This is a genomic window from Taibaiella soli (genome assembly GCF_003236175.1).
Taxonomy (GTDB): domain Bacteria; phylum Bacteroidota; class Bacteroidia; order Chitinophagales; family Chitinophagaceae; genus QKTW01.
On record NZ_QKTW01000021.1, the window covers coordinates 24,066 to 40,698 of the forward strand.

The 16,633-nt window shown below is 44.3% G+C and carries 13 protein-coding genes; 10 read left to right on the forward strand and 3 right to left on the reverse strand.

Annotated elements, in window-relative coordinates; translation table 11 throughout:
- Window positions 1-91: 91 nt before the first annotated feature.
- From DN068_RS15730 to DN068_RS15770, 8 genes are all read left to right on the forward strand, one after another.
- Entirely contained in the window at window positions 92-1,219 is a 1,128-nt protein-coding gene (locus DN068_RS15730; protein ID WP_207798977.1) for a DUF58 domain-containing protein, read from the forward strand.
- Between the two features lie 211 nt (window positions 1,220-1,430).
- Complete coding sequence (locus tag DN068_RS15735) at window positions 1,431-3,062, forward strand: T9SS type A sorting domain-containing protein (RefSeq protein ID WP_110999899.1); 1,632 nt, start codon at window positions 1,431-1,433, stop codon at window positions 3,060-3,062.
- Window positions 3,063-3,234: 172 nt separating this feature from the next.
- A complete protein-coding gene (locus tag DN068_RS15740; RefSeq protein WP_165836421.1) occupies window positions 3,235-4,131 on the forward strand; it encodes a WD40/YVTN/BNR-like repeat-containing protein in 897 nt (298 codons plus the stop codon).
- A 432-nt stretch (window positions 4,132-4,563) separates the two neighbouring features.
- Window positions 4,564-6,102, forward strand: a complete 1,539-nt coding sequence (gene lysS / locus DN068_RS15745; RefSeq protein WP_110999901.1) for a lysine--tRNA ligase — start codon at window positions 4,564-4,566, stop codon at window positions 6,100-6,102.
- Window positions 6,103-6,644: 542 nt separating this feature from the next.
- Window positions 6,645-8,684 carry a ferritin-like domain-containing protein gene (locus DN068_RS15755; protein ID WP_110999903.1) on the forward strand — a complete coding sequence of 680 codons (2,040 nt, stop codon included), beginning with the start codon at window positions 6,645-6,647 and terminating at the stop codon, window positions 8,682-8,684.
- 9 nt (window positions 8,685-8,693) lie between these two features.
- The gene (gene bufB / locus DN068_RS15760; RefSeq protein ID WP_110999904.1) at window positions 8,694-9,617 is read left to right on the forward strand and encodes an MNIO family bufferin maturase; all 924 of its coding nucleotides are present in this window, start codon (window positions 8,694-8,696) and stop codon (window positions 9,615-9,617) included.
- Window positions 9,610-10,458 (forward strand): HvfC/BufC N-terminal domain-containing protein, encoded by an 849-nt coding sequence (locus DN068_RS15765; RefSeq protein WP_110999905.1) that lies wholly within the window; start codon window positions 9,610-9,612, stop codon window positions 10,456-10,458. Before bufB ends, DN068_RS15765 begins: the two co-directional genes overlap by 8 nt.
- A 512-nt stretch (window positions 10,459-10,970) precedes the next feature.
- Window positions 10,971-11,576, forward strand: coding sequence for a DUF1684 domain-containing protein (locus DN068_RS15770; protein WP_110999906.1), 606 nt, complete (start codon window positions 10,971-10,973; stop codon window positions 11,574-11,576).
- A gap of 403 nt (window positions 11,577-11,979) precedes the next feature.
- Here DN068_RS15770 and DN068_RS15775 read toward each other — a convergent pair whose 3' ends face one another.
- Both DN068_RS15775 and DN068_RS15780 read right to left on the reverse strand, forming a co-directional pair.
- Window positions 11,980-12,456 carry a hypothetical protein gene (locus DN068_RS15775; RefSeq protein WP_123985375.1) on the reverse strand — a complete coding sequence of 159 codons (477 nt, stop codon included), beginning with the start codon at window positions 12,454-12,456 and terminating at the stop codon, window positions 11,980-11,982.
- A 10-nt stretch (window positions 12,457-12,466) separates the two neighbouring features.
- Window positions 12,467-15,094 (reverse strand): valine--tRNA ligase, encoded by a 2,628-nt coding sequence (locus DN068_RS15780; protein ID WP_110999908.1) that lies wholly within the window; start codon window positions 15,092-15,094, stop codon window positions 12,467-12,469.
- A gap of 173 nt (window positions 15,095-15,267) precedes the next feature.
- On the opposite strand from DN068_RS15780, the gene DN068_RS15785 reads away from it, so the two are divergent.
- Together DN068_RS15785 and DN068_RS15790 are read left to right on the forward strand one after the other, a co-directional pair.
- Entirely contained in the window at window positions 15,268-15,705 is a 438-nt protein-coding gene (locus DN068_RS15785) for an META domain-containing protein (protein ID WP_110999909.1), read from the forward strand.
- Window positions 15,706-15,798: 93 nt separating this feature from the next.
- Window positions 15,799-16,239, forward strand: a complete 441-nt coding sequence (locus tag DN068_RS15790; protein ID WP_110999910.1) for an META domain-containing protein — start codon at window positions 15,799-15,801, stop codon at window positions 16,237-16,239.
- A gap of 211 nt (window positions 16,240-16,450) precedes the next feature.
- On the opposite strand, the gene DN068_RS15795 is transcribed toward DN068_RS15790, so the two are convergent.
- The coding region (locus DN068_RS15795) for a transposase (protein WP_165836422.1) at window positions 16,451-16,633 on the reverse strand (183 nt) is incomplete at its 5' end.

A 16,633-nucleotide genomic window follows, 5' to 3' on the forward strand; every position in this document is an offset into this window, starting at 1 on the left:
ACGTATCTATTTATTGGTGGTGGTTGCCCTGACGGTAGTCGACTACGTGTTGTTATTTTTTGTGCGAGGTTCGTTGAAAACCCGTCGGATAATGCCCGCCCGCTTTTCGTTGGGCGACGATACAGAAATACGCATTTCTATGTTCAATGGTTATCCGTATAAAATCAATGCAACCCTGATCGATCAATTGCCCGTTCAATTTCAAAAAAGAGATTTCACGTTAGATCTTTCGATTGCTCCGAATACAAGAAAACAAACCAGTTATCATTTACGCCCAGTAACCCGTGGTGAATACCATTTTGGAACGCTCTGGGCTTATTTACGAACACCATTTGCTTTGTTGCAAAAACGGGAAGCTGTAGAAGAAGAAACAAACGTAAAAGTTTATCCGTCTTTTCTTCAGCTAAAAAAATATCAGCTTATGGCTGTGAGCAATCAACAATATTTCGGCATTAAGAAAGTACGCAAGCTGGGCCACAGCATGGAATTTGAGAAGATCAAAGACTATATACAGGGAGATGATGTCCGCACTATCAACTGGAAAGCAACAGCCCGCCGCAATACCTTAATGGTAAACACCTACACTGATGCACGTCAGCAACAGGTATACTGTATCATCGATAAAGGCCGCTCAATGAAAATGCCTTTTGATGAGATGACGTTGCTCGATTATTCCATCAATGCGAGTCTGGCATTATTGAACATCGCATTACTGAAACAAGACCGAGCAGGCTTGATCACATTTTCTAATAAAGTAAACGACATTATTGCGGCAGACAGACGCAGCGGCCAGCTGAACCTGCTGCTGGAAGGACTTTACAAACAACAAACCGAATTCAAAGAAAGTGATTACCAAAGTTTGTGGACGCAAATCCATCAACGGGTAACCCAGCGCAGCTTTTTCCTGCTGTTCACCAATTTCGAAACCATGGCCGCGCTGGAAAGACAGTTGCCGTTCCTCCGGCACATGGCCCGCCGTCATTTGCTCTGCGTCGTTTTTTTTGAGAATACTCTACTGAAAGAAATTCACCAATCGCAGCCCGACAGTACGGAAGGCATCTACATTAAGACAATTGCGGACCAGTTTGATTTCGAGAAAAAACAAATTGTAAAAGAACTGCGCCGTCATGGCATTATTTCCATTCTTACCACACCACAGCAACTCAATGTGGATGTGATCAACAAATACCTGGAGCTTAAAGCAAGGCAAATGATTTAGCTTTTTGAGATTGGAGATTGTAAAACCAAAATCATGCGGTGTTCTAATCAAAAGTGAATAATAGGATGATTGGTGCTTAGTATTTATAAAGCATCGAATATTAAATGGCGATTCCGAAGTTTTACAGTTGATTGACAATAAGCGATACAAACTAAAAAATGATGTTTGTAACTTCACAGCGCTATTATTGTCTTCACCTAATCGAACTTCTATGAACAAGAAACTTTACCAATTATTCCTGCTGCCAATTGCGTCATTATCCATTTCTTCTGCCGGGGCGCAAGGGACGTACAACACCACCGCCAATCTTGACATCAACAACATTAAGGCTGCCGCGCTTGTGCACGGCGATCTTTGGTGGAATCCTGCTACACAAAATCCAGCTTGTGAATTTCCTAAAGGATCAGGCAAAAACATCGGGCAGGCAACGGGTATCTGGATGGGAGGTTATGATCATCAGGGCAACCTGCATATCGCCGCACAAACCTATCGCCAGAATGGAAATGATTACTGGCCGGGACCGTTGGATGCGAATGGACAAACCACCAGTGCCACCGTACAAAACTGGGCGCGTATCTGGAAAATCGACCAGACAACGATCGATTCATTTCGTGCAATGACTTCGCATACCACTACGAATACGCCGACAACCATTCTGGAATGGCCGGCGAAAGGCAATCCTTATGCCAAAGGAAACAATGGTGCGACGCTGACTATTTCGGATGAAATGGCGCCGTTTGTGGATGTAGACAGCAATGGCGACTACAACCCAATTAACGGCGACTACCCCGCTATTAAGGGCGACCAGATGCTCTGGTTCGTCTATAATGATGTGGCAGGTACGCACGGAACCAACACCGACCCTATTGGGATTGAAACACAAGTTTCTGCTTATGGATATAGCCGAGGTACGGCTATCGATAATATCCTGTACTACGATTTCAAACTGCTGAATAAATCGCAGGTAGACTATGATTCGTTCCGGATGGCGATGTGGTCTGATATGGATCTGGGCTTCGCTTTCGATGACTATATCGGTTATGATTCGGTACATAGAATGGGCATTGTATATAATGCAGATTCCAGCGACACCCAATACGGCCGTCAGCTCCCGATTGCAGGCGTCAGCATGATTAATCTGCCTGGCGATGCCTGGGGTGTGGCGAAACCGGCGGGCAGTTTTATGACTTTTGACAATTCAGCTACCGCAAACGGCAATCCCACAAGCGCTGTCGAATATTATAATCTGATGCATTCCCGCAATCGCGTCGGCACGCAAATCTCCAATCCACTGACCAGTCAACCGGCAACTTATATCTATCCCGATGATCCAAGTCTAGCGGGCGGATGGTCGGAATGTGCCATGGCAAATACTCCGGGCGATCGCAGATTTGTAATTGCTACCAATGATTTTGTATTGGAACACAGTTCTTCGCAACTCGTCACAATGGCTTTAGTAGTGCAACCGATGGATACCAGCAACTACTGTGGCTCTGCGAACTTTACAAAAATCAAAGATCTGGCAGATACTGCCTGGAATATTTACAACAATCCGTTGGCACCACTACCACCAATACCAAACGCCGTTGTAAACATTGCCAAACGCAATCTCAATATTTATCCAAACCCGGCAACCGAAACATTGTTTATTACCGGAGATAATGTAGTAGCAACCGGCGCAAGCATCATGATTTATGATGCTGTGGGCAGAAATATTCCGGCTATAATGACTAAAAAGAACAACAAAATTGAAGTAGATATTCATAGTTTGCCAAACGGTATTTACACCATCCTGTACCGGAACGGCGACCAAATGGCGTCTAATATTTTTGTAAAAAAATAAATTGATTTTCGTATCCCGAAGCAAAGACCTGCCCTACCCGGCGGGTCTTTTTTCATGAGCGAATATCTATTATATTGCAGCCTCCACCCCTTTTAACATGCGGTTACGGACTGTTTTTATCTGTATTATTTTGCTATTTGCTTCAGGATTAAGTTCCTGTAAAAAAGATCTTTTGCATTGGAAAAAAGATCAGCAGATCGACAGCCATACCACTCATACCATTGACCGTATTTTATTCCTCAATGATACCTTAGGGTTCGCTGTAGGCGGCTTAAGATTTCTTTACGCCGATATTCTTACCACGCACGACGGCGGGTATACCTGGTCGCTGGAAACGTACCCTGAAGCAGGTAAAGAGATTTACGATATAACGGCGTCGCCCGATGGCACTTTATACACCTGCAGTTATGACGCCAAGATGCTTTCCAGTGGCGATACGGGTAAAACCTGGCAATTCCGGCAGCTCTCGTCCTGGCAACCTTATAAAAGTGTGGCGTTTCCAACCAGCACGCATGGATTGATGGTAGGTGGTGTGAGTTTTGATTTCGGCTGCACTGGCCATGTTGGCAGTGACGGCAATGTAACGTCCTATGATTCGGTGGGTTACGAGCTTAATCAAATCAGAATGCTGGATTCCCAGGTAGGGTTTGTCTGCGGTTACGGGGTTATCAAAAAAACCACGGATGGCGGTAATAGCTGGCGTTTTCTCAATATCAATACCGATAATTTCACGGCAATGGACTGCCGGAACCCAGCCTGTATCTGGACTTGCGGTTATGCGGGAAGTATTTTCAAATCGACCGATGGCGGCGAAAGCTGGACGCGCATGCGCAATGGCAACGATCTGACGATTCCGCGCTATCACCTCTACGATATTTTGTTTACAGACGATATGAATGGTTATGCCGTTGGTGAAGATGGCCTGGTCACCTATACTGATGATGGTGGGCAACACTGGATGGAGTTTGACCGTTTCACTAAAGATCATCTCCGTTGTATTGCGCGTGCTCCGAACGGAGATCTGATCGTCGGCGGGGAAAATGGTGCGTTTTACAGACTGCAACGGTAAGCCTCCTCTAGCTCCTCCAAAAGAGGAGAACTTTCATCGCGCGGGGAAATTTCTCGCGGCGGCACTACCGCACGGCATAACTCATACTATCTACAACTCATGCACAGAACTCGATAAACTCCTGTACAAGACTTGGTAAACTCCTGTACAGGACTTGGTAAACTCATGTACAGGAATTTCTGCCACCACAGCGCCACTCCGGAAAACAGTCCCTGAGTAGTCTTAAGTTTTGAGCTTTAGGCCTTTAGCACTTCTGAATTTTGATCTTCCGCTTCGCTTAGGGCAACAAGTGTCGGACAAGCATTAAGCTTTGAGCGTTAAGCCTTTAAGCTCTTTTGAAAGTATCTAGATATAAAGTATTATTTTTGCATCCCGTTTTCTGCCAATCTGGTGAAAATGATTCTGAATTGACTTTTAATTTATTACATCTAAATGCAAGCAACACTTAGCGAACAGGAGATTGTGCGCCGGGAAAAGCTCAAAGAGCTGGAAGCACTGGGCATTGACCCGTACCCTGCCCCATTGTATGAAGTAACTCATACTGCAGCCGAAATAAAGGAAAACTACACTGAAGAGAAGAAGGAGGAATTTAAGTCTGTTTCTCTGGCTGGCCGTGTGATGACGAAACGCGATATGGGTAAAGCTAACTTCGCTCAATTGCAAGACAGCACCGGTCGTATTCAGGTGTACATCAAAGGCGATGATATTTGTCCTGGTGAGGATAAAACGCTGTACAACACCGTTTGGAAAAAACTCATTGACCTCGGTGATATCGTTGGCGTAACAGGTTATGTATTTACTACAAAAACCGGTGAAACGTCTATTCACGTACAATCGTTCACCCTGCTTACAAAATCACTGCGCCCACTGCCGGTAGTAAAAGAAAAAGACGGTGAAGTGTTTGATGCGGTAAGCGATGCGGAATTCAAATACCGTCAGCGCTATGCGGATCTGATCGTGAATCCTTCGGTTCGTGATACGTTCAGCAAGATCACCAAAATGAAAAATGCTATCCGCGACTTCCTCAACGAAAGAGGTGCGCTGGAAGTAGATACTCCTGTGTTGCAAACGATTCCGGGTGGCGCTATTGCCCGTCCGTTTACAACGCACCACAATGCACTGGACATTCCTTTGTATCTGCGTATTGCGAATGAACTGTACCTGAAACGCCTTGTAGTGGGTGGTTTTGACTGGGTATACGAATTCAGCCGCAACTTCCGCAATGAAGGTATGGACCGTACACACAATCCAGAGTTTACCATCCTTGAGTTTTACGTCGCTTATAAAGACTATCTCTGGATGATGGAAACAACGGAGCAAATGCTGGAGAAAACTGCGATTGCTACTAACGGTGTTACCGATGTAGAGATCGATGGTAAAACAATCAGCTTTAAAGCGCCGTTCAAGCGTATCAGCATCTTCGATTCTATCAAAGAATTTACAGGTTTTGATATCACGGGCATGGATGAAGATCAGCTGCGCGATGTTTGTAAACAACTGCGTCTGGAAACGGATGCGAGCATGGGCAAAGGCAAACTGATCGATACCATCTTCGGTGAAAAATGCGAAGGCAATTATATTCAGCCAACATTTATTATCGACTACCCGGTTGAAATGAGTCCGCTGACGAAAAAACACCGCAGCAAACCTGGTCTGGTAGAACGTTTCGAACTGATGATCAATGGTAAGGAAATTGCCAATGCTTACAGTGAGTTGAACGACCCGATCGATCAGCGCGAACGTTTTGAAGAACAAGTGCGCCTGATGGAACGCGGTGATGATGAAGCGATGTTTATTGACTACGACTTCCTGCGTGCACTGGAATATGGTATGCCACCAACAGCTGGTATCGGTATCGGCATTGAGCGTCTGGCTATGTTGCTGACTGGTAATGTTTCTATTCAGGATGTGTTGCTGTTTCCGCAGATGCGCCCGGAGCATAACACAGTCAATCAGAATGCAGAAGCTTAATTGCTGATTTAACCTTGAGATTAAATAATATTATAGAAGCAGCCTTCGGGCTGCTTTTTTATTGCACTGGCGCGAGAATTAGCGCAGCGCTCTCGTGCCTGAGCTGCTTGTCAGTCTCCTGACTGACGACAAGATTACATGTGCCAGTCAGGGACTGGGCTGTATGTCACACACGGTGGCCCTTCGGAACACCCGCGGCAGTGGAGCTGTGCTAACTCGCGCGCCATTGTTTTATTTCCGTTTTTACCTTATCAAGCTATCAACAATTTTCTCCTGCCCTTGGAATTTCCACAGAACTTTTACTATGTTTAGCCCACAATCAAGCTCCCATGAAAAACACACAAACATCACCCGCCACAGGCATGCATTTCCCCGTGCCAATCTTATCGTCAATTACCATCACAGACACTATATAGTTCACAGCAAAACATCTGATGTTTAGATTGTCGCACAAAGACCATCTATCAGCAGTTTTTGTGACACACCAACTCGTTTCCATTTACATTTCATAATCACCACTTTAAAACAAAAACGAAAACACCATGAGTCTTCTCTTTAAGGACGTGGCGAGCGACCGCGATCCGGGATTCAAAGAAACCGACAAATCTGCGCTGTACGCGATTGCACAGGCAGCAGTAAATGTGGAACTGTTCACGATTCCATTGTACATGACGTCGCTGTACTCGCTGTATGGCACACACCAGATCAATGGTAAAAACAATTTTTATCAAGGTCGTCTGTGGCCAGGAAAAGGCACTGTAGCCAATCCTGTTACACCAAACGATGAGGCATTCAACGCAATCTTCAGCGTATTCATCGCCGAAATGCTGCATTTGCAACTGGCTTCCAACATTTGTAAAGTAATCGGTAAAACGCCTACGTATGTCAGCCCTGCACTGCAGACACCAAACTTTGGCTGGAAATGCTATGGTCCGGACATTACCGTGTTACCACACATCCTGGATTTTAAAGACACCATTGCACCGTACAACGAAATCAAAGTAAAACTCGGTCCGGTAAATAAAGAACAGATGAACCTGTTCCTCGCGATTGAAGAAACGGAAGACAAAGCCGAATCCATCATTCGCGAAGAGGTAAAAAAAGCAAAAAAATATTTCCCTGATGTTCCGTTTAAAAACTGGACAGCAAACAGTACAGAAGCCGATTTACCGATGTTTGGTTCTATCGGATCTATGTATCTCTGCCTGTGGGAATATCTTTCCATAGAATACAAAGACAACACTACCCTTTGGGATTATGTGTTTGTAGCGGCAAACAACGATCAGCAGGATATCTTCAATGCGAATACAACAAATCACGCACCGGAATATCCGAAAATGCGCGCTACCGTTGATCAGACAGATCCTGAAAAAGCACAGCTGCAAGTACTGGATATGATCAACGGCATCACCGATCAGGGTGAAGGCGGCGGCGTGGTGAAAATGATCAAACAACGTGCGCATTATGTACAACCATTGATGGCCGTTAAAGATCAGTTCCAGCCAAATGCTGAAAATCTTGAAAAAGATTATCCTTCGTATACAGATACCGGCAAAGAAAAACCATCTGCAGACGCTGCAGCCCGTGTACATTTTGGTTCTAAAGACCACTATGAAACATTTGAGCGTGTTATGGAACTGGTGGAACAAGGCGGCATCAAAACATGGGATCAATGGCACGCGGCAGGCAATAAATGGAATGCTGACATGCTGAAAACAGATGGTTATGATCTGAATAAACATCCACTGCCAACTGCAGATGAGATTGCATCAGCGCTCAACAATCTGAAAGCAAATAACACTGCAGATAATTACGAGCAACTGAGCCGTGCATCCGCAGGCGCTATTGCCGGCGTTACAACTGTACTGGAAAAATTCTGGAATCAACCTCCTGGTCCGAATAATCTGTTCCCTTATCCGTCGATGTCTGGTTCTGGTGATAGAATGTCTATCTGCTGGGCAATCTTCGGACAAGCACCTGATCTGTCGATCGGTATTAAACCAAAAGCAGACGGTGTATTATACCACTCTTGCCAAGGTATGAATCTTGATCCTTCACAGCCGAACGATGCAAATGTTTGTGCCGCGATTGAAGTATATCATACTTGTAAAGGTTCGAACACTTGTCGCGCAGAAGGCGGCTGTGGCTTCGTACAAACGGTAACCGGTGGCAGCAACTGCAGTGCTTCTGCTATTTTACCAGTCAAGCAGAAAGTAACTGTAGCTCCCGATCCTGAAATGCTGAAAGCAGGCGCAGGTTGTGGCGCTCCAACATTCTTCAGTGCCCCGTCCGACAATAAATGCGGTGCATTAGGTGGTTGTGCCGTGCCTATTTCTGCTTCGCAGATGTATCCGGCTCCAAGTCCGCAGCTGGGCAATAGAATGGAATTGTTTGACTACACCAAAGACGCACAGGGCTGGCATGCAGTATCAATGCAGGATGCCATTACCTACGATGAAGGTGAACTGGTTTACGATGTAGCCTGGAAAGCATATGTAGAAGTATTGACCAAGCGCGGTACGAAAATTCCGGAGAAACCGAAACCAAGCGAATTGCGTATTGCATTCCCACCTTCTACCTAGTAAAAAAACATGAACCAATTTAATAACAACTCACGCCTTGGCCTACCCAATCTGGGCCTTGGCGTGGGTTTACGTAATAAGCACTTCAATCATCTGCTGGAAAATCCACCGGTTGTAGACTGGTTTGAAATCATCTCCGAAAACTTCATGGATGATTTTGGATTTGCACGACATGTATTGATGCACATCCGCAAACAGGTGCCAGTAGTGATGCATGGCGTTTCCCTTTCTATCGGCAGCACTGATCCATTGAACATGGATTATCTGAAAAAACTGAAAACACTTGCTGAAGTTGTAGAACCCGCATGGATTTCCGATCATCTTTGCTGGACCGGGGTCGCTTATGTGAACACACATGATCTGCTACCCATGCCGCTTACCGAAGAAAGCCTGGATCATGTTTGCAGTCGTGTAATGCAGGTACAGGATCATTTACAAAGACCATTAGTTCTGGAAAATCCATCGACCTATCTGCAATTCAAATCTTCTACAATGCAGGAATGGGAATTTCTTTCAGCGATGGCAAAACGCACCGGTTGCGGTTTGTTGCTCGATGTAAATAATGTTTTTGTATCTGCACACAATCATGGTTTTGATGCAAGACATTATATTGAAAACCTGCCGCATGAACACATTGTACAAATGCATCTGGCTGGCCCAACCGATTGCGGCAATCTCTTGATCGACACGCACGACCAGCCTGTTCCTTCTGAAGTATGGAAATTATACCAGCTGGCGCAAAACCTTACTGGTGGCGTCAGTACGTTATTAGAATGGGATGCGAATATTCCGGATTACCCTGAATTGGTCACTGAATTATTTAAAGCAAAAACGGTCATGCAAGGTTATTTGCCGGAGATAAAAGTACACACTACGGATGCTACGGTAATTTCTACGCCGGTGCATTTTCAATTGGAAACAAATCATGACTAACACTGCTCTTTTACAACATTGGATGAAGACGATCATCACGTCTGGCGGTGCATTGCCATATAAACTGCAGAAAGCGCAGCATCATTTTTCTTTAACGGAAGATGACGTAGTATTAGCAACGGACAAAGCATCCATTCATGAACGCCTGAATGTATACACCAGCGGATACGTATTACGCCTGCTCGACTGCATGTATGCTGACTTTCCAGTACTGCGAAAATTTCTTGGTGAAGATTTATTCGACCATTTTGCAAAAGCATATCTGGCATTTCATCCTTCTACTTCTTTTAGTTTATATGATCTCTGCGCGGGCTTTCCAGCATTTCTGGAACGCACCAAACCAACCGCACAAGTGGCGGAAGAACAGCAGGCATTTCTGGATTTACCAATTGCTTTAGCGATGCTGGAGCGCACAGTACATGAGGTTTTACGCATTGCCGGAACGGAAGAACGCATTTCTTTTCAAGAAGATCTTTCTGTTGAAATGATGTTGTTCCAACCACTCACTATTCAGGCAAATCCTTGCCTCCGTTTATTGGAATTAAGCTTTCCTGTCTTGCCTTTTTATCATGCTATTCAGCGGGAAGAGGAATATGATTTACCAGAGCCGAAGCAAAGTTTTGTAGCGGTTTGCAGGAAAAATTACCGACTTCATGCAGAACCAATCCAGGAATGGCAATTTCATTTTCTACGTACCTGCACAGCAGCAATCAGCCTTACAGAGGCTACGCAAATAGCAGCGTCTAAAACGGGATTGGATGCGTCTGCCCTACTTGCGGAGCTTTATATCTGGCTTCCGGTGCTGCTGCACAATGGATCTATATCGCTGATGGCGGATTAATTTAAAAGTCAAAATTCAAAACCTTCGCTAGAAATCTCTCACGGCGGTACGCTGCTACTACGTCTGCCTTTTATTACTCGTATTGGAGAACACACAACGCGGGTCATCGCGAGGAGCCGCTATGCAGTGCAACTGCGGTGGCAACGTGGCGATCTGATTTCGCTTTGCTCCGGGCGACACGCATGAGGAGCAAAGACGCAAAAATTTCTCTCACGGCGCCACAACGCTACTACGTCTGTTTTTGTTGCACGTTGGATACAATCCACAAATGACTAAGTGTAGCATATCATTTTTCCGTCCACGAAATCAGGTTGCCACTTCGTTTCCACAGCTTTGCTGTTTGCCAACTCATCGCAATGACCACGTTTTTATATAACTCATGTTATTATACTCGCGTTTGGCAATTCTCATGCACAGCAAACACATTTCCCACATTCATCACATTGCCCCACATTAATTCCAAATCAGCGATCGAAAAATCAGACATCAGCGATTCTCTTTACTTTTGATGAATGAAATTCATTCTCTCCTGCATAGTACTCCTTTTTTCTTTTCAGGTAAATGCTCAAAGCAATTACGCCGATAGCATCTATAAACATCGAGAAAAATATAAACAGGAATTCCTCGAAGACAACAGAAGTCCGCTGAAGGCGGCTGATACTGGTTATCTTCGTTTCTTTACTCCGGATAAAAACTACCGTATATCTGCTACATTTACGCGAACGCCGAAGGCGAAAACATTTGACATGCCCACACACAGTGGCAAGCTGAAAAAATATCGCCAATACGGTTTGCTGACGTTTAAGATTCATGATACCACGCAAACGCTGGAAATCTATCAGGGCATTGATCTGATGAAGCAAAAAGGATTGGAAGACTATCTTTTTATTCCATTCACGGATATGACCAATTATGTAACCACTTATGCCGGTGGCCGCTATATTGACCTACGTATCGGTGATATCAAAAACGGAAAATTGCTGCTTGATTTCAATAAATGCTACAATCCTTACTGCGCTTACGCAGATGGTTTTTCTTGTCCGATCCCACCAGATGCAAATAAACTGAAAGTGGCAGTCCCTGTGGGGGAAATGCTTTTTGGGCGAGTTGACAATTGACAGCTGACAGTTGACAATGGCTAGTTACCACGTTTGTCATCCTGATGAAGGAAGGATCTCGCACAATGTGTACACGTATTCTTGCGGGATGTCTCCTTCGTCGACATGACCATTTTGTTATATAATTTCACTCGCGTTGGTCATCCCGATGAAAGAGGGATCCCGCGTATTCTGCGTTTACATATTTAGCAGGATATCTCTTGTCGATATGACATGGTGGTTATACAATTTGCACCAAACACCACCACTCGCATTTGTCCTCCTGACGAAGGAAGGATCCCGCGCAATGTGTGCATGTATTCTCGCGGGATATCTCCTGCCGTCGATATGACATTGTAATAGCCACCCATTTTTTGAATTCCGAATTCGACTTAAAACAAAAAAGCCGCTCACGCGGCTTTTTCTATTTTGTCAGTACAAATTTCATTGATTTACCGGGAACTACTGCCCCATCTACCGTTCGGACCGCGACATGCTCAAAATAAGCAGTATCACCACGTTTAGAACGTTCGACGAGTGAGCTCTTCAAATAGGCAGGTAATGTATCACCTTTACAAACTTCGCTCAGCAGTTCTACTCTTTCAATCGGGTTGCCTACAGAATCTTCGAAGATACCACGTTCAGCATAGCTAAAAGTAAAACCACTTACTGTGCCTACACCCATGTCGGTTTTCAGACCTTGTGCTACCAGCGAGTCAAACTGATGTTTGGTAATTTCACCGCCGCTGAGCAAAGAATTACCGAGATAAACCTGTGTTTCTTTCATTGCCACCGGAGGTGTTACAGGTTTCTTCATTTCCTTCTTTGGCTTCTGTGCCCACACCGCCATACTGAAAAGGCATAGCGCCACCGATCCGATATAAAAACTAACGTGCTTCATTAGTAAAAGTTTAAAGCGAGCTCAGGCTTTCTTCAAGTACCTTAATTTTGGCCTGGGCGTCTGATTGTTTTTTACGCTCCGCTTCAATGATCTCCGGTTTTGCATTCGAAACAAAACGTTCGTTACTCAGTTTCTTATCTACACTGGCCAAAAATCCTTTCAGATATTCGAGGTCTTTTGCCAGCTGTTCTTTCTGCACACCGAAATCGATCACCTTACCGAAAGCTTCAATATACAACTTATCTGTGTTTACTACTACAGCGATCGAAGAAGCAGGTTGCTCCGAAGTAAATTTAATTTCTTCTGCATTTACCTGACGTTGTAAGATATCAAGCGTCGCGTTATAGAAATCTTTATGCTGCGTATCCACAGACAGAATGATCTGATCTTTTGGTTTGAACTGGTTTTTGTTGCGCGCATCACGAACGCTGGTGATCACATCCTGCAGCATCGCTCCCTGTTTCAGGATCGTAGCATTATCTGTATTGTAAGCAGGCATTGCCAGCGGCATCAGATCATCGCCCATTTTGCGGCCACGCAGTAAGTGATAAATTTCTTCCGTTACGAATGGCATATACGGATGCAGCAATTGCAACAGCTGTTCGAAGATCGAAATGGTTTTATCAAATACTTTCGCAGAAACCGGTTGCTCAAAACCAGGTTTTACCCATTCCAGATACCAGGAACAAAAATCATTCCAGATAAGGGTATAAATTGTTTTCAGCGCTTCGCTCAGACGGAAATCTTTGAACATCGCTTCCAGCTCAACGCCAGTCTCCGCTATGCGTTGCTCCATCCAATGAATGGCAAACTGTGCATATTCATCTGATGTTTCATCAGAAACGCGTTCTTCCCAGCCTTTTACAAGCTTCATCGCATTCCAGATCTTGTTGGAGAAATTACGGCCCTGTTCCAGCTGACTTTCATCAAACAGCAGATCATTACCCGCCGGAGAAGAAATCATTACAGAGAAACGAACCGCATCGGCGCCAAAATCATCAATCAACGCCAGCAAATCAGGAGAATTGCCCAAAGATTTACTCATTTTGCGGCCTTGCTTATCTCTTACGATACCGGTAAAATAAACCTTGTCAAAAGGCTTTTTACCCATGTATTCATAACCAGACATAATCATACGCGCTACCCAGAAAAAGATAATTTCAGGAGCCGTTACAAGTGTGCTGGTCGGATAATAATATTGCAGGTCTGCATTATTTGGATTTTCGTTCCAGCCAAATACTTCCATTGGCCATAACCAGCTGCTGAACCATGTATCCAGACAATCATCTTCCTGACGGATCTGATCGATGGTCAATGATGCATCGCTTTTAGATAATTCTGCAAACGCCTCTTCAAGTGTTGCAGCAACTGTCATTTTGTTATCTGGCGTGTACCATGCAGGAATTCGATGGCCCCACCAAAGCTGGCGACTGATACACCAATCTTTGATATTACCCATCCAGTGACGATACAGGTTTTTAAACTTCGCAGGATAGAACGCTATGTCATCTTCCATTACTGCTTCCAGTGCAGGCTTCGCGAGATCTTCCATTTTGCACCACCACTGCATAGACAAACGTGGCTCAATTACCGCATCTGTTCTTTCAGAGTGACCAACCTGGTTTGTGTATTCTTCTTCTTTAATCAGATTACCTGATTCTTTCAGCGCTACAACGATTTTTTTACGAACTGCAAAACGGTCTTCACCAATGTATAACGTAGCTGCTTCACTCATTGTACCGTCATCGTTCAGTGTATCGATTACCGGTAAATTATGTTTCAAGCCGAGGTTGTAGTCATTCAAATCGTGTGCTGGCGTTACTTTCAGCGCACCAGTACCAAATTCCATATCGATGTATTCGTCGAAAATGATCGGAATACGACGGTTGATCAATGGTACAAAAGCGAACTTGCCTTTCAAATGCGCGTAACGCGGATCGTTCGGATGTACACAGATTGCAGTATCACCCAAAATGGTTTCGGGACGTACAGTTGCAATCGTGATATATTCTTCCCGCTCGGTATCGAGACGATACTGAACATAGTACAGCTTAGAATTCGTTTGCTTGAAGATTACTTCTTCATCGCTGAGTGCCGTTTTTGCGCGCGGATCCCAGTTGATCATTTTTACGCCGCGATAGATCAGACCTTTGTTGTAGAGATCCAGAAATACGCGAATAACTGCTGCGTAATAATCTTTATCCATGGTGAAATGCGTACGGTCCCAATCCAATGCACAGCCGAGTTTTTTCAACTGTTGCAGGATGATGCCACCATATTTCTCTTTCCATTCCCATGCATATTTCAAAAACTCATCGCGCGACAAGTCTTTTTTATCAATTCCTTTTTCGCGAAGCATTGCTACTACTTTTGCTTCGGTAGCAATAGACGCGTGGTCGGTACCAGGAACCCAACAAGTGTTGAAGCCTTGCATTTTCGCACGGCGGATCAATACATCCTGAACGGTATTGTTCAAAGCGTGTCCCATATGCAGGACGCCTGTGACATTGGGTGGCGGCATGACTATCGTGTACGCCGGACGTTCGTCGGGTACAGAATGAAAATAACCTGCCTGGTTCCAATGTTCATACCATTGTAGTTCTGATTCGCGGTGCTGAAAATTTTTACTTAGTTCCATTGTACTAAAATACTTACAATAAGCTGTTTTTGAGTCTGCAAAGATAATAGTTTTGCGCGGCCAATCCACCCCGGCGCAGCTTTAAGAAATTGTACCCTCTTACTGCGTTTCTTCGAGTGAAATAATGTTTTGTCGATTACATATTTAGCGTATCTTCAAACAAATAAGAATTTATGCGTTACGTAATTTCTTTTGCCACATGCATCTTTCTAATGTCATGCAGTGCTTCTAAACACGAAGAATCCAGCTCAGGCATTTCCAAAGACGCACTCAGTCATCTCCAGAATACAAGATGGGAATTACATAATCTGCCAGACACCTCGTTACCCAAGATGCAAAAACCTGTTTTTATCATTTTTAGCAAAAACGGTTTGTCGCTGAACGGATATGCCGGATGCAACAGCTTTCACGGATCTTACAAAACAGATGAAAAAGGTTTGCACATCGGCAATCTGGCAATGACTAAAATGATGTGTGAGTACAGCGCCGTTGAGCAAAAATTTCTCCACGCTGTTGGTACCGCAGATAATTTTATCATTCATGGCCAGGAAATGGAATTACTCAGTAATGATAAACCAGTGGCATCATTTACGGCCGTACATCTTCAGTAAATCAAACTGAAAATGTGCTGATTTGAAAATGTGCAAATACGATCGTATTGTTGTAAACCGATCACAAATCGCAAATAGAAAATCTTAAATATCATGCGCTATCTCCTCCTCTTCATACTTTGTATTTCGCTTTGGTCTTGTAGCACCAGCAAAACAACTTCAAAGAAAGAACCAATCTCTAAGGATGCGCTGGCGCAGCTGCAGGATAAAAGATGGGTGCTGCAGAAACTACCGGATACAACTGTTCCTAAAATGACCAAGCAGATCTATATCCTGTTTGATAAAAATGGTGTAGAAGTAAAAGGCTTTGGCGGTTGCAACGGCTTTGGCGGCTCGTACAAAACGGACGATAAAGGTCTTCATCTCAGCAATATGATCTCTACGCAAATGTGGTGTGACTATGGTCCGGTCGAACAAAAATTTATGCACGCCATTCAGGATTGCGACAACTTTATTATCACTGGTGACGACATGCAATTGCTGAAAAACAATAAGCCCGTGGCGTATTTCACAGCTGTTTATTTGAATAACTAGATCACAGGCTTGTCCGCTGACGCGCAGCGTTCGCGTGTTTAAAAGTCGTGTCAGTTTGAAACTGAAGTCACCTGCCAGTTTCAAACTGGCAACCATATAGATACAGGTGGCCCTTCGGAACACCCGCGCCAGCAATAAAACAAAATCCCCAGGTCATTTATGCTTCGACTCCGCTCAGCATGACAAACTTCGAGTTCCGCTCAGAGGGTGTTTAAAAAGAAGTAGTTAATCTTTTAAGCATGATTTTGATAAAGACAATTTTTATCATAGCCTCAGAACAATCAACACGTCGCTCAAATTCCTTTGATAGTCGTCTATGTAATCCCATCCAGGCAAAGCTTCTTTCAACAACCCACCGTTTGGGCACAGGTTCAAATACCCTGGGAATACCTTT